At 50.6% G+C, this 19,048-nt stretch carries 15 protein-coding genes; 3 read left to right on the top strand and 12 right to left on the bottom strand.

Annotated elements, in window-relative coordinates:
• Positions 1-22 precede the first annotated feature (22 nt).
• The 6 genes from VIS48_06990 to tsaD all read right to left on the bottom strand — a co-directional run bounded on the left by VIS48_06990 (position 23) and on the right by tsaD (position 6,889).
• Positions 23-1,600, bottom strand: coding sequence for an Ig-like domain-containing protein (locus VIS48_06990; protein ID HEY9165892.1), 1,578 nt, complete (start codon positions 1,598-1,600; stop codon positions 23-25).
• A gap of 74 nt (positions 1,601-1,674) precedes the next feature.
• The gene (locus tag VIS48_06985) at positions 1,675-2,286 is read right to left on the bottom strand and encodes a UbiX family flavin prenyltransferase (GenBank protein HEY9165891.1); all 612 of its coding nucleotides are present in this window, start codon (positions 2,284-2,286) and stop codon (positions 1,675-1,677) included.
• Entirely contained in the window at positions 2,279-3,715 is a 1,437-nt protein-coding gene (locus VIS48_06980; GenBank protein HEY9165890.1) for a hypothetical protein, read from the bottom strand. Before VIS48_06980 ends, VIS48_06985 begins: the two co-directional genes overlap by 8 nt.
• Positions 3,716-3,724: 9 nt before the next feature.
• Positions 3,725-5,074, bottom strand: a complete 1,350-nt coding sequence (gene mltG / locus VIS48_06975; protein ID HEY9165889.1) for an endolytic transglycosylase MltG — start codon at positions 5,072-5,074, stop codon at positions 3,725-3,727.
• Positions 5,071-5,874 (bottom strand): tryptophan synthase subunit alpha, encoded by an 804-nt coding sequence (trpA, locus tag VIS48_06970; GenBank protein ID HEY9165888.1) that lies wholly within the window; start codon positions 5,872-5,874, stop codon positions 5,071-5,073. The genes mltG and trpA overlap by 4 nt, the downstream gene beginning before the upstream one ends.
• Positions 5,867-6,889, bottom strand: a complete 1,023-nt coding sequence (tsaD, locus tag VIS48_06965) for a tRNA (adenosine(37)-N6)-threonylcarbamoyltransferase complex transferase subunit TsaD (GenBank protein ID HEY9165887.1) — start codon at positions 6,887-6,889, stop codon at positions 5,867-5,869. Before tsaD ends, trpA begins: the two co-directional genes overlap by 8 nt.
• Positions 6,890-7,352: 463 nt before the next feature.
• Here tsaD and VIS48_06960 point away from each other — a divergent pair, with 463 nt between their 5' ends.
• Entirely contained in the window at positions 7,353-7,706 is a 354-nt protein-coding gene (locus VIS48_06960) for a hypothetical protein (protein HEY9165886.1), read from the top strand.
• Positions 7,707-7,764: 58 nt separating this feature from the next.
• Here the strand turns inward: VIS48_06960 and VIS48_06955 are convergent, their stop codons facing one another.
• The gene (locus tag VIS48_06955) at positions 7,765-10,527 is read right to left on the bottom strand and encodes a TIM-barrel domain-containing protein (protein HEY9165885.1); all 2,763 of its coding nucleotides are present in this window, start codon (positions 10,525-10,527) and stop codon (positions 7,765-7,767) included.
• A 172-nt stretch (positions 10,528-10,699) separates the two neighbouring features.
• Between VIS48_06955 and VIS48_06950 the strand changes: the two genes are divergently transcribed.
• Both VIS48_06950 and VIS48_06945 read left to right on the top strand, forming a co-directional pair.
• Entirely contained in the window at positions 10,700-12,625 is a 1,926-nt protein-coding gene (locus VIS48_06950) for a PIG-L family deacetylase (GenBank protein ID HEY9165884.1), read from the top strand.
• A gap of 119 nt (positions 12,626-12,744) precedes the next feature.
• Positions 12,745-14,178 (top strand): APC family permease, encoded by a 1,434-nt coding sequence (locus VIS48_06945; protein ID HEY9165883.1) that lies wholly within the window; start codon positions 12,745-12,747, stop codon positions 14,176-14,178.
• Positions 14,179-14,264: 86 nt separating this feature from the next.
• On the opposite strand, the gene VIS48_06940 is transcribed toward VIS48_06945, so the two are convergent.
• The 5 genes from VIS48_06940 to VIS48_06920 all read right to left on the bottom strand — a co-directional run bounded on the left by VIS48_06940 (position 14,265) and on the right by VIS48_06920 (position 18,898).
• The gene (locus VIS48_06940) at positions 14,265-14,795 is read right to left on the bottom strand and encodes a dihydrofolate reductase family protein (GenBank protein ID HEY9165882.1); all 531 of its coding nucleotides are present in this window, start codon (positions 14,793-14,795) and stop codon (positions 14,265-14,267) included.
• 61 nt (positions 14,796-14,856) lie between these two features.
• The gene (locus VIS48_06935; GenBank protein HEY9165881.1) at positions 14,857-15,234 is read right to left on the bottom strand and encodes a VOC family protein; all 378 of its coding nucleotides are present in this window, start codon (positions 15,232-15,234) and stop codon (positions 14,857-14,859) included.
• Between the two features lie 110 nt (positions 15,235-15,344).
• A complete protein-coding gene (locus tag VIS48_06930) occupies positions 15,345-15,710 on the bottom strand; it encodes a VOC family protein (GenBank protein ID HEY9165880.1) in 366 nt (121 codons plus the stop codon).
• Between the two features lie 190 nt (positions 15,711-15,900).
• Entirely contained in the window at positions 15,901-16,812 is a 912-nt protein-coding gene (locus tag VIS48_06925) for a cysteine synthase family protein (protein HEY9165879.1), read from the bottom strand.
• Between the two features lie 286 nt (positions 16,813-17,098).
• Positions 17,099-18,898 carry a serine hydrolase gene (locus tag VIS48_06920; protein ID HEY9165878.1) on the bottom strand — a complete coding sequence of 600 codons (1,800 nt, stop codon included), beginning with the start codon at positions 18,896-18,898 and terminating at the stop codon, positions 17,099-17,101.
• Positions 18,899-19,048: the final 150 nt, after the last annotated feature.

Here is a 19,048-nt window from a genome sequence, read left to right as displayed (position 1 = left end):
AGGACTCCCAGACAGGAGATGATTAGAAAAAGAAGACGGCCACTCCCTCGGTCGCCCATCGCGCCCTGACTTTCACTGTTTCAGGATAGACGGCGAAGGGATCGGCGAATTGATAAGGAAAACTCTTCCCGCTGTAGTGTATCATCTCCGGAGGATGTTGGACATAAGCGCGAACGGAATACTCTGCCGCCGGAAGACGGTTGAGGACGAAGGAGCCGTCAGGTTTTGCGAGTGTGTAAAATCTCTTGCCGCTTCTTTCAATAGCGACAACCACTATGTTCCTGCCTCTCGGCGCATCTGTTACCTTTCCGTCCAGTTCACCGAGAGTAGCAAAGTCGACTGTCCTGAAATGTTTGATGACACTAGAATCTTTTGTTATTCCGGCGGTTGAATACTTGTAGGCCAACTTCAGCGAGTACCATTCGAGAGAATTGAGATCGGAGGTAGTCACAGTATAGATGCTGGGCGCGACATGGTGCACAAATTCGGGATGGCTTTTCCCGAGACTGTCGTTCAGCGTGACTTTTACGCTGAACGAGTCAATGTCGGCGCCTGTAGGCAAGATCTGGCAGAACAGTGTATCATAAGTCAGGACACTGAATGTCGAGTCTTTGAAGTTAAATAAATAACCTGGGACATCGACAGTCGCGCTGTCTGTGGTGAATGAGACGGTATCATTTCTAAGAGACACAGGATTTAATTGAAGGTCTTTCACGCTGTCGACGGCGCTGATCAGGAATGTTCGTCCATTGGGAAGCTTTCTTACCGGAACGAGAACAACCTCTTGCTTTTCAGACTCCATTCTCGTTGCAAATGCAATCGGAACTCTTTTCGTTGTAATCGAATCAGACAGGACAAAATAATCCGGTTTAATCGAGCCTGAGTCGATAGGTTCGCTGAATTTGAGGAGGAGTGATCCGTTCTTCGTGAGGTCCGCGCTGTAAAGCTGAGGAGGGGTAGTATCTTCAGTCGTCGTGATAAAGTTCACCCCATCGATTTCACGCTTCGCCGCGGAAATGGAGATATCTTGTGTCGCCGAGGAGTACATGTCGGCCTGAGGCGCATAAGTAAAATTTCTCATGTCGTCATTGAAACAAATCAGTCTGTATTCCCCATCCGCGAGTCCCTGGAGGAAGTAGCTGCCGCTGTCGTCGGACTGAGTCACATATTGAGCAACCGACAGGAACGGTCGCAGAGTATCGATCTTACTCGTAACGGGAAAAGCTGAAACGGTATACGGCTGCGCTTTATCGGAATATACTTTTCCCGATACGGTTCCTGTGTCTACGTGCGCTCCGGTCGAGAATACAAGATTGAAGGCCCTTCCGAGCGTATTGTTTCGCTGGTCGAGTGCGGGAGCGCCGATAGTCAGTATATATGTCTGGTCTGCGCGCATCTTCTTATTGACCCTGATGATGAAATCTTTTCCGGACCAGTCGAATGAAAGTTCACGTCCACCGAACGGTGGGAAATATGTCGCACTCTCCACGCTTCTGTGATTCATGTATTTATCGAATCTAACCGTGAGCTCGTAAGAATCGAAATTGAGTTGTTTCTGGTGAGGGGAGGAGTAAACGATCTGCGGAGGGTTTTTGTCCACAGGCCCTCCCGAAGGCGGAATCTGGCCCGCGCATCCGATCAGGATAAGCGGGACAAGCATGCAGATTCGCGAAATTACTTTTGCCAAGGTTCGAAAAGTCGTGCTTCAATTCCGAACAGCGACAGGATTCTGCCGGCGATGAAATCGGCGAGGTCTTCGATCGTTGTCGGTTTATGATAGAAAGCCGGCATAGCAGGTAGAATCTGCGCGCCGGCGTCTTCCGCCGCCAGCATATTCTTCAAGTGGATCCTGTTCAACGGAGTCTCGCGCGGGACCAGGACAAGTGTCCTTCCTTCTTTGAGCGTGACATCGGCCGCCCTCTCAATCAGGTTGCTGGAGAATCCCTGAGCGACTCCGGAAAGAGTCTTCATGGAACATGGCACGATGACCATTCCATCGGTCTTGAATGACCCGCTTGAGATAGAGGAGGCAAGATCCTTGTTGCTGTGTTTTACGATTGCACCGTCAAGAACACAGTCGCCGAACTTTTCTCTGAATGCATCGAGGATCGAGGGTTTCTTAATCGGAAAGTCCGTCTCACTTTCGACCACATACAACCCGTAATCGGATATCACCAGATGGACTTCGACGCCGTTTGCCAGGAGCGCACGCACCGTATGGAGGGCGTAGATTGCCCCGCTCGCGCCGGTTATTCCGACCACAATCTTTTTTCTGTCGTCAGACAATCAGTCTAATCCTTCTATTAACGATCCTGCGCGAAAGAGAAACGAGGATCGCCATAAAGATAAACGCAAAAACATTCAGCATCAAAAGACTACCGACCCGGGTGAAAGTGAAAAGGAGGCCTGCACAGACGACGAAGGAATAGCTGAACATGAAAACCAGGTTCACACCCTCCACCGGTCCAACCCTTGAATACGGAACTGAGAACGGGAGACTGCGCTGCATCACCGAGAACCATATTGCGGACGTCTGGGTCAGTGAAAAGAAAGTCAACGCTGCCAGGCACGACACAGTAAGGTTGTTATTAAATGCGACAACAAGGAAAATTAAACAACTCATCGGCAGCTGGACGCATACCAACATCGCCTTTCGGACTCCGGCTACAAAGTTCCCGCTATCGAAAGGGGCGTTGATCCTGATGGACCATGAGGCTTCTGAATTTCTGGAGGTGAGGATGCCCTGCGAGAGAAAATAATGCACCAGGATACCTGAGACGACGACTGACGCGAAGGGGGCGATGAGCTCCGCCTGCATCGGTCCGAAGGACGTCGTGATGTCGACAATTCTTGCATGCCTGACGGACCAATAGACAGCAACCATAACCGGGGTTGACGCGACTGCGATGGTGGAGAGCCGAAAGGAAGAATTGCGAAGGAGATTGGATAGGAGCAAAATGAAGCCCGCACGTTCTTCGTCACCGTGGAGACGGATGATACCGCGAACGTGGTCGCTCAATGAAACCAGATCGAAATTCCGGCGGGAGTCGATCGTGTTGAGATGTTCCTGCAATCTTTCGAAGACCGGGAGACAGAGCGGGATCAGCAGGAGAACGGCGGAAGCAGCGGCGAAAATCCAAATCAGCGTACGACTTTCGTAATTCGACCGCAGGTCGGTTGACAACTGGAACATCCCGACGAGCGCGATGGCCGTGAACACCTGTAACAGAGTGAGTATGAGGTTCATGATTCGCCGCGGGGCCGAGGCAATCACCAGGACGATGATCAGGTAACTCGCGAATGATGTAAGCGCGGCTGCTGCGATCGCCGCCGCCATCTGCCGCGGATGGGAGGCAGCGTACGGATTAATCAGCAGGAAAGGCAATGCCAATGAAAGGATCACTATTACATCCACAACGGCTATTACGACGGCCGAGCTCACCCTGAATGCGACTGTCGGCTGGACGAAATAGAACCGCTCCAGGTCGCCGCTGCTGTAAAAAAATTTCCTTGTCTCCACAATAAGTGTGAAGAGCGCGACTCCCATTGAGACGAGGTACAAGCGACCAAATGAGGTCGCAGACATCACGTCGACTGCGGAGAAAGCAAGAAATGCACCGACGAGGAAATCCGGGGCTAGGAACTTGATAATTCCCCTTATTCCCTCGCCGCCCATCGTTTGCTTGAGTTTGAGCATGATGAAGGAAAGGACCATCACCTCAGCCTATCGGTTCCTCAGGTGTCTTCTGTATGCTCTGACCGCTTTCAAGTGTTCGTCAAATGTCTTGCTGAATTTGTGACCGCCCTTGCCGGTTGCGACAAAATACAAGTAATCCGTATCTGCCGGGTAAAGCGCGGCAAGGATCGCCTTTCTTCCCGGGTTGCAGATCGGCGTAGGTGGAAGCCCGATCCTCTCGTACGTATTGTAAGGTGATTTTATCTGCAAGTCTTTGTAATAGATCCGTTTATGTTCCCCGATAGCGTACTCGATCGTAGGATCGGCCTCAAGGGGAATATTTTTCTTGAGACGATTGTAATAGACGCTCGCTATTATGGAACGCTCTGAGTCGACTCTTGCTTCAGCTTCGACTATCGAAGCGACTCTCATGATCTGCGAAATTGAATAGCCGATTTCCCCCGCCCGAGCCCGGAGCGAGTCGTTAAAGAATTCCCTGTACTCATCGACCATGCGAGTGAGAATCTCGTTCACATCAGTACCATAGTAGAAATCGTAACTCTCCGGAAACAGATAGCCCTCGAGACTACGGGAAGGTATATTCATCGCAGATGCGGCCGAATCGCTGAGCGCGACTTGTGCGAACGCCGCCGGATCGGTTCCGAGTTCTTCATGAAAGATCGGTGCGATCTGCCTGATGGTGAGTCCCTCCGGGATCGTCACTTTTACAAGAAGGTTGCTTTTCCCCGACGCAATCAAATTCATAACCTGCAGGTCGGAAAAATGTCCTGTGAAAAGGTATTTGCCCGCCTTAATTCTGTGATCCACCGAAAAGATCTTCGCGACTATCTTGAAGAACACACGGTTCGTCACAAACCCATCGTCAGCCAGCTGAGAGTAAACTTCGTTGGCGCTCATTCCCCGGTCGATGGTGAGTACTTTGCCTTTTCCCGGAATGTAGTGAAACGGAATCGTGAAGACAGCAAAAAGGACTACGACGACAGAGGCTATAGCGGCTATCAGAATTGCAACTTTACGCCTTACCGATCCCGTTTCAAGATTGTTTAGTCGGAGGAAATCCAGTAACCGGTTCATGCCTTTGTGCCTGTTTTGAAATGAGATCCTTCTTTCTTCTGCGCTCTCACGCTCAAGCCGTCTTGATTCGTCGATGACTCTTTCGTAGACACGCTTGACAGCTTCTGAAGTGAGCGGTCCCGGATTTTCGCGGCTGACATTCTCGATGACCTGTTTCTCACGTTCAGGTGAATATACCTCGAGTCCTTCTTTTTCCTTTATCTTTCCGATATCGTCCGCGTATTTCGCACGCCTGTTGAGAAGCTTGACGATCCGCTTGTCGAGCCGATCGATCTTCTTCCTCAGCGATTTCATGTCTTTCATCTGTCAATCGCCGCTCGAAGTGTCCCGAGAAATCTAAAGGCGTAATCAGCTTCTTCTCCAGCCGGCGCATCGAGAATCTGCTGGACAAGTGCAGATCCCACAACTACGCCATCTGAATGTTTTGAGATTTTCGCGGCGGCCTCAGGAGTCGAAATTCCAAATCCGACCACAAATGGTTTTACGGAATTCTTCCTTACACGATCCAGAAATTGAACGACTTCATCACTTACAAGATTATTTCTCACACCCGTCACGCCGGTGACCGAAACGCAATAACTAAAGTATGAAGAGGACTCGCTGATCTTTCTTATCCGATCATCCGTTGAGGTCGGCGCCATCAGGAAAGTGATGCTTAACCCGGCGGACTCGATCTTGTTCTTGACTTGTCCCGATTCTTCGAGCGGCAGGTCCGGTATTATCAAGCCGTCGGCACCCGCGTCCCGGATCTCCTGCGCAAAATTATCGCCAATGCCGTTAATGAACGAATTGAAATATCCCATTAAAATGATAGGCAGTTCTGACCTGCGGCGGATTTCTCTTAGCGTTCGAAGTATCGATAACGCGTTGGTTCCGTTCGCGATCGATACTTGAGATGCTCTCTGGATAACCGGCCCGTCTGCCAACGGATCACTAAATGGGACACCGAGTTCGACAAGATCGACTCCTGCTCTTTCCGCCGCGGCAAGCATCCCGACAGTGACACCGGCATTGGGGAATCCGGGAATGATGTAGGCACTCAACACTTTCTTCCGCAGGGTGCCAGCACCGTTCCCCGCGAAGAGTCGTGATATTCTATTCAAACTGCATTTCCAGGGGTAAATTCGGCACCGGCTTCAGACTCAGGTCCGTGATCATCCCGTACTTCCTGTACTTGAAGTCGGCGGCAATACCGATCATCGCGGCGTTGTCCGTGCAATAAAGTGGTCTGGGAAAATATGCTTTTGCGCCGATGGATTCGGCGCGCGAGACGAGCGTACTTCTTAATTCCCGATTGGCCGCGACTCCGCCCGCCACTGAAATCGAGTTCACGCCATAAAGTCGGGCGGCACTTATGGTTTTCTCGACGAGGACTTCAACGACCGCCCGCTGGAATGAGGCACAAATATCTTTGACGAGCTTCTCGTTTTTATTAGGTGGATCGTACCTGAGTTCTCGAAGCAGGTACAGGACACTTGTCTTTATTCCTGAGAAACTGAATTCGAACGAATCTCCGTTCATAAACGAGCGCGGGAATTTAAAGGCGGTTGGGTTTCCCTCTTTGGCCAGTTTATCGATTATCGGACCGCCGGGATATCCGAGTCCAAGCAGTTTAGCGACCTTGTCGAATGCCTCGCCCGCCGCATCGTCTCGTGTCTGACCTAGAAGCTCGTGAACGTACGGTTCTCTAACATGAATGAGCATAGTGTGTCCGCCGCTGACGATCAGTGCGACGAAAGGGAATTGCGGCTTGTCGTCTTCAAGGAAGCTCGAGTAGAGATGACCCTCCATATGATTTACACCCACCACAGGAATGTCGCGTGAGGCGGCGAACGCTTTAGCAAAACTCAATCCCACTATGAGCGAGCCGGCAAGACCCGGGCCATAAGTTACCGCAATACCCTGCACCTCTTCTTTCGGGATAGCCGACTTCCTGAGTGCTTCTTCGACCACAGGGACTATCAATTCTACATGAGCGCGAGAAGCGAGCTCGGGCACAACGCCGCCGTATTCGGTGTGAACCAATTGAGATGAAATGACAACGGACTTCAGCACGCCGTCCTGAAGTACTGCGGCAGAACATTCGTCGCACGATGTCTCAATGGCCAGTATATTCACGTTTAAATAATAAACTTAAGAATAAACATTTACAAGCTTGAATATATGACGTGTTAGCAGATTTGATCGCATAATGATCCATGACAGTCGCTGTTCAGTTGTGCGCCACATTGAATCGCCAGCATTTATCCCGCAGTATTCTTTTTGAATCTGACCACAGAGCCACGAAGGCCAGTGAGACACACAGACGAATTGATATCTTCGTCGTGTCTACGCATTCTGTGAGACTTCGACTGGTAATGCAATCGGTCTATCGCGGTTCAATTCCGAAGTCGGAAGAAACCAGGAACCATAAGATTGAGAATGGCCCGGTATCCGCGATTTGATTTTCCAATCATCATTAATAATTATTTATATTCTCCGGAGATCGATCTTTTGTTAAACTCGATGCGTTATCTTTTTGTCCATAATTTCAAATGACGGACAAACAAAATCGATAAAGTCCGAAGAAAGGAGCACCATCATGAAGAGATCGATATTAATCTTGGCTACCTGCCTTGCGTTAGGAGCGGCAGGAGTCGCGAAAGCCCAGGATCAACCTGGACAGCAACCGGCGAAAAAACCGGGAGAAGTTACGAAGCGTCAGATAAATCAGCAAAGACGAATCAAGCAAGGCGTTAAGAGCGGACAGCTCACCCCGCGAGAAACCCGGAACCTTGAACGTCAGCGGGGGCGCATACAGCGGAGAAAGATGGTCGACAAGGCGAAAAACGGCGGGACGCTGACGAAGAAAGACAAGGCGCAGCTGAACCGGATGGAAAATCGCTCAAGTCGAAACATCTATCGGAAGAAGCACAATGCGAGGATTCAACACTAAGGCAATCCAAGATCGCGCGTTTTTTCTCCACTCACGGGATAAAATCTGGGGACGGTTCCTACTTCAGCAGCATCATTGCCCTGCTGCTCTGGAAGCTGCCCGCGGTCATGCGGACATAGTAGACTCCGCTAGAAAGTCTTGACGCATCAAATGCCACTTCGTGTCGTCCGGCGTCTAGCACAGCGTCCACCAGAATCGAAACGCGCCTTCCAACCGAATCGAATATAACAAGAGAGACTTTCTCACGCGATGGTATACTGAACCCGATCCTCGTTCCCGGATTGAACGGGTTCGGGAAATTCTGCTCGAGCCGGTATCCGGTCGGTTGGCCCGGAGAATTTTCCACGCCGGTCACTTCGACGCTGTCGAGAACGACCACGTAACCTCTGTCTGTGTTTCCGGAAAATTTTGTGCAGAGGATTTCGGCACCCGGGTCGTAATAAAAGCCTGAGCTTTCGGCTTCGAGCGAATCGTAGGTCGGAAACTGCTGCATCGCGACGCTTCCGAGCAAGACCTCGGCAGGAAGATACGACACTTTGTGGATCTCGCAGAGATAGACGCGGTTAAAAGATTTTCCGCTGTAAGTTCCGACCGCGGGCCCGATCGAGATACTGAATTCCTCTGCGTTTGAAGTACCGCTCCACGTGCCCTCAAACTCTGTCGTGGAGAAGTAGCCGGCCTGATAAAGAGGCGAGCTTCCATCATCTTCGTAGAGCTCGAATGAAGAAGCGACGGTGGGATCGGGATAAATCGCGAGCAACAGAGTGTCGGCGGAATACTCTCCGATATAATCAGGAACGGGTTGCATCGGGATTATGCTTCCCGATTTTACAAGAAGCGGCACCTGGTCGATTGGGGCAGGGACAGTGACAGTGGTGCCTCCACTGTAAACCTTGTCACTCCAGTAATCGATCCACTTCCCGGCGGGCAGATAAAAACTCTGGCTCGTCTGACCTGACTGCACGACGGGCGATACTATGAAGTCATCCCCCCACATGTAGGCTGAACTTTCGTTGTAAACATTCTGATCGTCTGGAAATTCGAGTGCAAGCGGTCTCGCCAATGGCATCCCGGCGAGATAAGTTTGGTGAGCCGAAGTGTAGTTGTAGGGAAACAGCGCATAACGCAATCTGATCAGCTCTCTGACTATGTTTTCAGTCGCCGCGCCGAAGGTCCACGGCTCGGTCCCGTTGTCGCCGTCGTACCCGTGTGCGCGCATCACTGGACAGAACGCGCCGAATTCCATCCATCTCGTGTAGAGTTCTGCCGAGGTCGAACCCGCATCGAACCCGCCGATGTCCGAGTTCTGGTATGCAATTCCCGACATACCCATGTTCAGAAGGAAGGGCAGCTGCACAGCGAGACCTCCGAATGTTTTCGAAACGTCACCCGACCAGGTAACCGTGTTGAACCGCTGGATTCCAGCGTAACCCGACCGGGTGAGGTTGAAAAGTCTGCGGCTCGGGTAATCAGCGTTAAATCCATCAAAGAGAGTTTTCGCCCAGAGAAAATCGTAAATGTTGTGAATTGCCGTATCGGATCCCAAGCTGAAATGCATGTCGGAATAATCGCGTTCAGGTTCTCCGAGGTCCGTCCACAAGCCGGTAACTCCGGTTGAGAAGATCGACTCATACTTGCTCCACCACCACGCCCTCGCGCTGTCATTTGTAATGTCGAGCAGACCGGCGTTGCATCCGCACGACCACCAGCCGCCAAGAACATAACTCTGGCCCGAACCGTTCTTCGCAAGATAACCGCCGGCGTCGGCAGCGGAATAATTTGCGGAACTCTGGATGATGTATGGTTCAGTTATGACGATGGTTTTGAATCCCTGGCTGAGAAAATTCGACGTTATCAGCGACGGATCTGGCCATAGCGAAGTGTTCCATGAAAGATCGCCCATATTTTGGAACCAGTACAGATCGAGTATGATCGCATCGCACGGGATACTATCTGTCCTCATATGCTGGATCATTGCTTCCGCATCGGACTCGTTCCTGTAGCCGAACTTCGATTGAATGTATCCGTATGCCCACGCAGGAAGAAGCGGTGCCCTTCCTGTGAGCCATGTGTATCCTGCCAGGACCTCCGCCATCGACATTCCGTGAATGAAATAATATGAGAGCTCGCCGCCCGACGAGGTGTACGTAAGGACGTTCGGCAATGATTTGCCGATATCGAAATGTCCTCTGTATGTATTATCGAAATAAACCCCATAATCGTCCGTCGATACGACGAACGGGACATTGACGTTCATTGTTGACGGAGGCGGCGAGCTGTAACCGCCAACCTGCGTGTTATAGCTGTCGAACGCCAGTCCGCGTAAGTCCAGACGGATCCCGCGTTCACCCGTGCCGTAAAAGTGATCTGTCGACTGGAATGAAAAATTTGCGAGCCTTGAAGCCGATGCATTTCCAACTCCCCCGCCGGACGGTTCGAACAGGAGAAGCTTGTTGGTCACTTCATAGAACGAGACCCTTACCGGATATTTCGCGACGACCACTCTCAGCGCCGCGGTCGTCATTGTCACGCTCGAGTCGCCTTCAGAAATGTAAAGGGACACGTAAGTCGACGTATCGCGGATAACAATGAGCGACGAGTCGATCTTCGTGGAAAGAGTCGGGAGGTAATCGACCCGCACTATGTCCGAAGTGTAAAAGGTTAATCTCAACGCTGATGGTCCAGCCTGCACGGTTATCGCCTTCCCGGCCGCCGTAAAAGAAGTGAAGTTGCTCAAGTATGTTTGCGCCTTAAGGCCGGTCGATGACAATAGTAGTGCTGCCCCAACAAACGCCATCGCCGCGAATATCTTCTTTAACATTCGCCCTGCCCTGCTGATAGATTCCCATTCGAGATCCGTTTCATGTTCTAAAATATAGTCATTAACCTGACATGATTAGAGTCCCCGGTGAAATGGAATTATATCCGATGTTTCTTATTTTGTCGTCGTTAAGGAATGTCGAATCAAGCTCTTTTCCGAAAAAGGTGAATAAATGAGGATCAAATCCACTTCCAGGAATTTTGCAGCATTTCTTGAGCTGATATCGTTTCTCGTCGTGGCCCCGATAATTTTCGCAGCCATGTCGCCGGCAGTAGCTGTATCCGGATCGCCTCAAGGAAACAAAGCACTCGTACTGATGTGTCTGTCGGCCCACCCGGACGATGAGGACGGCGCGACATTGGCATACTACTCGCGCATCCGTCACATAAAAGCTTACAGCATATTCTATACGAGAGGCGAAGGCGGCCAGAACGTTACTGGACCGGAACTCTACAACGAGCTCGCTGAACTTCGTACTGAGGAAACGATGAGCGCAGCAAATATACTCGGGACACAAATTTATTTTCTGGGCTTCTCGGATTTCGGATTTTCAAAGACTGCTAGAGAGACTTTCAGAATGTGGGGCGGCAAGGACAGCGTGCTTTCGAGAATCGTTTATATGATTCGCGCCTTGAAACCCGATGTCATCATAACCAATCACGATACAATCACGACACTGCCAAACCGACAGCACGGCAACCACCAGGCTGTCGGCATTACAGCATTCGAAGCATTCGACAAAGCTGCAGACCCGACCTATCATCCTGAACAGCTCGGTCGTGGAATCACACCCTGGCAGGTGAAGAAACTTTATTTCAGAGTCCTGAACGAATCGAAATTGAAAGACGATTCACTTGTCGGAATAGATACCGACAAACGTGTCGGATCGCGAACAGTCCAGCAGATTGCCTGGGACGCACTCAAGCAGCACAAGACCCAGGGAATGGATCTACTCGACTTTAAAGATCTTCCGGATGTATTTCGTCGGCCCGTTTACAAGCTTGTCAGGCAGGATATGAACTATCCATACGATGCCCATGATTTGTTTTCAGGTCTGCATCCCACGGCTCATCCCCCGGCCGAGCTCCCCGCGAGATACTCAGTCGTGCTGAATCCGTTTTCCATTTTTGTTTCTCCGAAATATTCCTTGATCCGTAAACAGGATACAACCGGCGGTGGGTATGAGTTAAAGTTTCATCTGGATACTTTCAACCACACTGGAAAGTATCTCGAGTTCAGTCTCATCATAATCTGGAGCAGGCAAAGACTTTACGTCGAGCACCAGGTTCTGGGAACACAAGTGCGAGACGGCCTGTCAGTAACCGTAGACTTGCCTGCTGCTGTAGCCGACAACGACTCATTAGTTTTCAATGCTGTTCCGCACCTGAAGGAGGCAATACCCGGTTTGACTACGATGAGCGATGTCGCCTATCTGAAGACTGTCAGCGCAAAATTCGATTCGAGCGACTACATCGGGTTGGTTGGCACATACGACAACACGCTTCAAAATGTCCTCGAGGAATTCGGAGTGAAGCACGAGATGATCGACTCATCGACACTCGCTACGGGCGACCTCGGCAAATTCACCACGATCGTGCTCGACATAAGAGGATATCTCTACAGGTCCGACCTTGTTAAATACAATTCCAGACTCCTTGATTACGTTAGCAACGGTGGAAATGTAGTCTGCTTTTATAACAGACCACCCGAATGGGACGGACACAACTATGCGCCTTACCCGATTGGCGTCACGGAGGAGCGTGTAACTGAAGAAGACAGACCGGTGACAATACTCGATCCGACTAATCAGCTGTTCCACTACCCGAATGAAATTTCAGCTTCAGATTGGGACGGGTGGGTGCAGGAACGGAGCATATACCTCCCGAGCGGCGACACTGCGCTCACTTCAGCCAAATATGAGAGACTTCTCGCGATGAGCGACGAGGGTGAGACGGAGCCCTCGACTTCTCTTTTGTGGGCAAGATATGGCAAGGGGAGCTACGTCTATACATCACTCGCATTATACCGGCAAATCAAGGACTTGAACAACGGAGGCGTAAGAATGCTTTTTAATCTGATATCTGAAAAGAAAAGATGAAGAGGCAAAAGTAGCAAAGGATGAGAGACCGGTTTAGATCTCGCTCATTGATATGGTGCCGTTGATTCCGCGGACACTTTCTTTGAATTTCAAACACATGCGCATAACTTCATCGTAGATTGGGTTCGAATACGAGCAAAGATTCCGCGTCGTCTCCACAACTCATTCGCGGCCTGACGCTCTCAGGTGCGGTTTCGCTGAACATGATCGACATGATTGGTGTCGGTCCATTCATCACTATACCACTAATAATTTCGGCGATGGGCGGCCCCCAGGCGATGCTCGGCTGGATATTCGGGGCAGTGATCGCGTTGAGTGACGGACTCGTGTGGGCCGAACTCGGCGCTGCGATGCCCGGGTCGGGTGGGACATACCGGTATCTACGTGAGCTCTACGGTAAGAACGGGACCGGCAAAATGATGTCCTTCCTTTTCATCTGGCAGCTCATATTCAGCGCACCACTCTCGATCGCGTCGGGGTGTATCGGCCTTTCCGAATATGCTTCTTACTTCTTTCCTTCGCTCCGGGCCGCTTTCCTTCACGTGGATATCCCACTCGGCGGGCACGCCGCGATAAGTGCGACCGGCTTGACAATCATCGCCATGGTTGCATGCCTCGTAGCGGTCATCTTGCTATACAGGAAGATCGCAATAATAAACAAGCTCGCGCGGTATCTCTGGATTGTCGTAATGGCGACGGTAGGCTGGGTAATATTCGCGGGTGTGACCCATTTTAACGCGAGCATCGCGTTCGATTTTCCAGTCGGCGCATTCAATCTTTCTAAAGAATTCTTCCTCGGACTCGGCTCGGCGATGCTGATCTCCGCCTACGATTACTGGGGATATTATAATGTTTGCTTCCTCGGAGGCGAGGTGAAGGAACCGGAGAAGACTATTCCGAGGACGATAATTATCTCGATCCTTCTCGTCGGCGTCATCTATGTTGTAATGAACATTAGCATTATCGGTGTGGTCCCATGGCAGGAACTCGTGAGCGGTGGAGGATACGGCGAGAACCGCTACCTCATCTCTGCGCTGATGCAAAAATTATATGGAAGCTGGGGCGGATCCCTCGCGACGATACTTATTATGTGGACTGCTTTCGCCTCCGTTTTCTCGCTTCTCCTGGGGTATTCGAGAATACCATATGCCGCGGCTCTGGATGGAAATTTCTTCAAGATATTCGGACGCGTCCATGACAGACACAAGATCCCGTATGTTTCACTCTTGACGCTCGGATTCGTCGCAATTCTATTCTGTTTCCTCAGCCTTGCCCAGGTTATCGCCGCGCTCGTGGTAATCAGGATAATCATTCAATTCATTTCTCAAACTGTTGGGCTGGTCGTCTGGCGCGCATCCCACCCGGAGGCTCCACGCCCATTCAAAATGTGGCTCTATCCTCTCCCCGCAATTATTTCACTCGCCGGATTTCTCTTCATACTTTTTTCACGGAATAATTTTTTGGTCGAGATACGCTACGCCGCGATTATAATTGCCGCGGGAGTTGCAGTGTATTTTGGTAGAGAACGATTGCTCAAGGCACGCGAAGCTTAGCGCGTCCAATCGCGCAAATGGTTAGTTGCCCATGAGCTCCGGGCCACCACCTGACAAAGAGGCCGATCCATCAACGCCGCCCTGACTCAGATCCTGCGTCTTTCATATTGACTCTTCACGAGACCATTTGAATACACTTCCGTTCGCAGATGTATGAAACGCAGGCCTTGCTCGAGATCGCCGAAGAGAGGGATGCCTTCTCCCAGGAGAAGAGGTACTTTGGTAATGATCATCTCGTCGATCAGATCTTCCCTCAGAAAACTCTGTATGACTCTTCCTCCATCAACATAAACACGAGAGAAACCCTTCGCGGAAAGATGGTCGAGTACTTCCTTTGGATTCATGGATAGAAGCGACGCCTTCTTCTTGAATTTTTCAGGCAACTCCTTGATGGTTGTACTCAACACGAAAACCTTTCTGTCATAAGGCCATGTAGGGTACGCGAGTACGGTCTCGTATGTCCCCCTTCCGATCACGATAGCGTCAATGCCATTGATGAACTCGGCGTACGACCGGAACACCTCCTTGCTCTCGAACTCAGATAGCCACGCAATGTCGCCATCCTTCCCGGCTATGTAACCGTCAAGACTGGTGCCGACGTAAACTGTCGTCCTCATTCAGGCGCCAGTCCAGGCAATCCGAACCCATATCGAGACTTCGATTGTGCGGACCGCGATTTCATTTTGCCGAGCTGTCCGCTTGAAAGACACCGAATGTGTTATCTTCCGTGTCGATGAAATAACCTTGCCAGCAGACTCCGGTGACAGCGAACTTTTCGAGCGCGACCTTTCCTCCTTCTTTCGCGATTGTCCGGGCGGTGGCATCGAAATTCTCCACCTCCACGGAACACACGAAAGCGTTCGTTCCGCTACCGAGTGACGGTGCCTTTGCAGGCCGTTTCAGAAGTCCGCCCATCGTACCACCCGTTTGTATCCGCCAATACTCGATCGGGATACCGGGATCTCTTTGAAATTTCCAGCCAAAAACCTTCGCGTAGAAATTCGCCGCGCGTTGCAAGTCGTCCGCCTGTATTTCAAAATATATGTGGCCGTTCATGTTCGATTCCTGTTATCGTGATTCAGTTTGATAGGTCTGAAAATCGTCAGGTTCAATTGGTGTGAATGCGCGCGTGGTCGTGGAGGCTGAATCTTTGAGCCGAGCAGACATCAACTAATCGGTTGTCTGAACCGAATCGTATTTCCATCGGGATCGTCTACGTAGAACTCTCTCATTCCCCAGGTCTGGCGCACCGGTCGACGATGTACCGGAGAATCTTCTCTATCGGTTGTGACCAATCCTCTCGCGATAATCTCCCTGTACACCGCATCGACATCGTCTACAAGGACATTCACTGCGGTCCCGAATTCGCCGTCACCGTCAAGAGTAGAAAGTTGAATTTCAGATTCGCCATTGACTATGTCGATGACTGGAGGATGAGCTTCTGGGTACTTCGGGATAAATCCAAGCACTCGCGTGTAAAACTCGAGCGACTTCTGCATGTTCCTGCATTTGATGATCGGAGTTATCTTCACGATACGTACATTAACCGGCTTAGTTCGAGACGCATTAACCTGACAATATTTCGCGAAGAAAAGTTCCGAACGAGTTTCGTTCACGTTTGAGTACCAATTCCTACTTATGACCCCGGCGCGGAGGAGAGGGCGTAAACAAACTCAAGACTCAGTTTCTCATGCGTTCATGGATTTATTGTTGTGCGCAGAATCATCTATACAAATCTCCATCGAGATACTTTAATCCTGAATCACAAATGATTGTGACTATTTTCTTTTCCGGCCCAATGATTCTTGCTCTTTGAATCGCGGCCCAGACATTGGCACCGGATGTCGTTCCTCCGAATATCCCTTCCATTCTGGCAAGCTTTCTCGCGGTTTCGTATGCGTCTTTGTCCGACACAGCCATAATTTCATCGGCCAAATCCAGTCTGCATATTGCCGGCACGAACCCGGCCCCGATACCTTCAAGCTTGTGTGTTCCCGATGTATCACCGCCTGAGAGCGAGCGGACGTTCAACGGTTCGATAGGAATGCACCGGATGCCGGGTACCTCATTCTTAAACACTTCTGAATTTCCGGAGAAACATCCGCCCGTGCCGACTCCCGCTATGAACTCATCAATGTTCTTTCCGAGAACGGCGATGATCTCCCTTGCCATCTCGTGATATGCATTCCTATTATCGACATTGTTGAATTGATCTGTCCAAAAAGTATTCGGGCGCTTACTCAATTCTCTCGCGCGCTCCACCAGAGAGTTAATCAACTTTGCCGTGATCAAACCATTTTCACTTGGAATTATGTCAAGCTCTGCACCAAATGCGCGCATAGTCCGGAGTTTCTCTGCCGCAAAAGCATCAGAGCTTACAAAGTGGGCGCGGTAGCCCTTAGTCGCACACACCATCGCGAGAGAACTTCCCGTGCTTCCACCGGTGTACTCGACGACCGTCCCACCGGGTTTGAGCTCACCTCTCCTTTCAGCACCTTCGATCATTGAGAGTGCCATCCGGTCTTTCATGCTGCCGGTAGGATTGGCGCCTTCATACTTGACAAATATTTCCGCGCAACCGCGTTCGGCAAGACGCTCCAGCTTAACAAGCGGGGTTTTTCCTATTGCGTTCATTCAATCTCCTGTTCCGTAATTTAGTCAAGCGACACTTGACATCGATTATCAAGGAGATCGCGTTATCTCCGGGGATCGAAATATTCCGATCTCTTTCCCGAATCGCGCAGCGGATATGCTCCTGCGAGAGCCCAATTCAGAAATGCCAGCCTGGACTTGCTACCGGAACCACACGGTGAATCCGGCGGAGATGGAGAGCCTATTCTCTCCGCTGTGACTAGTGGCTCCGCTCGGACTCAGGTAATTTTGCAGGCCCGGCGACATTTCCAAGGTAACCAATCGCATTTTACTTCCTACGGAATTCGTACTGTCCGGATGGATCGTGTTGTATCATCGAAATTACTTTTCCGTTCTGGAGAGCGAACTCCATTATATAATCGGAATATCCCTTCAGCTGGAATTTGCGCGCTCTGTAAGGAATAAGCTGGTACGACGGCTGGCCCGGGATATTGAGGTACAGGAATCCGTCATTCTTCAACACGACCTCGGCCGATGCTCCGCTAAGATCGTATTTCCCGGTGTAAAGTCCTAAAGTTTCAGGATCACTCAACGACGCGTCCGGCCTGCGGACGAATGTGACTTCCGACTCGTCCAATGAAGTTTTTATCCTGTCAATTTCACCCTGCGGGTTGGTCGAGTAATTCAGCGACCACAACCCGTATTGCTCATCGTTCGGAGAATCGAACCGATCGTAATGAAAATGTTTGAGTGGCAGCTCGATGTGGTGGAAGCTCATCTCAAGCGCGGTATCCTTCAACGTTACTTTGAGAACGCCGTATGCAGGATTCTCGAATTCGCCGGCATAATCCTCCAGATTGTGGGACGGCTTGGTATCGGCAACCCGTTCTTCACCCGCCTTGCCTCTACCTTCTTTGTCGCGCTTCCTCGACGCGTCCCTTTGCTCCAGTCTTCGCTTGCTCCATGGTGTCTGATCGAGACCGAGCAGCCGCTCGTAGACATTGTACGAAATAACATTATACAATGGAGCACTCTGGTCGCCGATCACGAAGACTATGACGCCGATGCTATCGTAAGGCATGCACGAAATCTGCGAATGTATCCCGTCGAGATCGCCGCCATGATACGCGAGGTAATGTCCCCTGTATGACGCAAACCATCTCCCCATTCCATAGACGGAATTAAAGATCTCGGTGTATCCCGCGTCCTCGAGTTGAATGTTTGGAAGCGCGATTGAAGGTGTTAATGTCGCGCGGACGACGTCCGGAGGAATAACTTGTTTCCCGTCATATGCTCCGCCGTTCATGAGAGCGATGAGCCACTTGGACAGGTCGTTGATGTTCGAGATGATCGACCCGGCGGGACCGATTCCCTGAGCCTCTTCGTAGTAGGGAATCCTGTAGAGCGTTGTTGTGTCGCGTCTTTCGTTGTAAGGGACAAAGCAATCGGGCTGCTTGGTCATCTCGTCGATACTGAAGATCGAGTTGTTCATGTCCAACGGCTTGAAGATTCTCGCGCGCACAAAGTCTTCCCACGTTTCGTGGGAAAGATACTCAACGATATATCCGCTTGCTGCGAGCATCATGTTGTTGTAAAGAAATCCCTGGCGAACCGGTTGACTCGGCTCGAGATATTTCAAGCGGTCGAACAATTCTTTGCGGGTGAAGTCCGACTTGTACCAGATAAGATCGTGACGCGAGATGCCGGTCCGGTGAGACAGCATGTCACGAATGGTAACACTATTGTTGAGATCTTCGGTCGCGAATTGAATAATGGGGACAAACTGACGAATCGGCTTATCCCAGTCCAGTTTCCCTTCCGCAACGAGCATCCCAATTGATACCGAAGTGAAAAGCTTCGTATTGGATGCAATTTGAAAGAGAGTGTTAGGAGTGACGGGGAGTTTCTTTTCATAATCTCGATAGCCATAACCCTTCGCGAACACCAGGCGGCCCTTCACGACGATACCCACACCTGCCCCCGGCGTGTTCCAATCTTTGAGAGTTTGTTCCATGTACTTATCGAAGTCCCCCAGTTTCTTTTGAACATCGACGTCCTGTGCATGGATTCTCGGGGCAAGAATCACGAATACCAGGATGAAGAGCAAATGCTTCAGTAGAGATTTCATGGCTTCTCCTTTATTAACGGTTAACGATCTGGCTAAAACAGTTATTCCATGTCGTACGAACATATCGCCCGTGATTCAGGATAATGATCATTCGCTGCGGATTTCATTGCGCCCTCTGATTCAATTCAGTTCAATTGTCTGCCGGCTAAC

The organism is Candidatus Kryptoniota bacterium (assembly GCA_036567965.1).
Taxonomy (GTDB): Bacteria; Bacteroidota; Ignavibacteria; order Kryptoniales; family JAKASW01; genus JAKASW01.
The sequence above is the reverse complement of the archived record's forward strand: the minus strand, read 5'-3'. Positions and strand labels throughout refer to the sequence as shown.

Coding starts and splice junctions, on each gene's coding strand:
- VIS48_06980 (HEY9165890.1), bottom strand. CDS start 3,715: ATGGTCCTTTCCTTCATCATGCTCAAACTCAAGCAAACGATGGGCGGC.
- mltG (HEY9165889.1), bottom strand. CDS start 5,074: ATGAAAGACATGAAATCGCTGAGGAAGAAGATCGATCGGCTCGACAAG.
- VIS48_06960 (HEY9165886.1), top strand. CDS start 7,353: ATGAAGAGATCGATATTAATCTTGGCTACCTGCCTTGCGTTAGGAGCG.
- VIS48_06955 (HEY9165885.1), bottom strand. CDS start 10,527: ATGTTAAAGAAGATATTCGCGGCGATGGCGTTTGTTGGGGCAGCACTA.
- VIS48_06950 (HEY9165884.1), top strand. CDS start 10,700: ATGAGGATCAAATCCACTTCCAGGAATTTTGCAGCATTTCTTGAGCTG.
- VIS48_06940 (HEY9165882.1), bottom strand. CDS start 14,795: ATGAGGACGACAGTTTACGTCGGCACCAGTCTTGACGGTTACATAGCC.
- VIS48_06935 (HEY9165881.1), bottom strand. CDS start 15,234: ATGAACGGCCACATATATTTTGAAATACAGGCGGACGACTTGCAACGC.
- VIS48_06925 (HEY9165879.1), bottom strand. CDS start 16,812: ATGAACGCAATAGGAAAAACCCCGCTTGTTAAGCTGGAGCGTCTTGCC.
- VIS48_06920 (HEY9165878.1), bottom strand. CDS start 18,898: ATGAAATCTCTACTGAAGCATTTGCTCTTCATCCTGGTATTCGTGATT.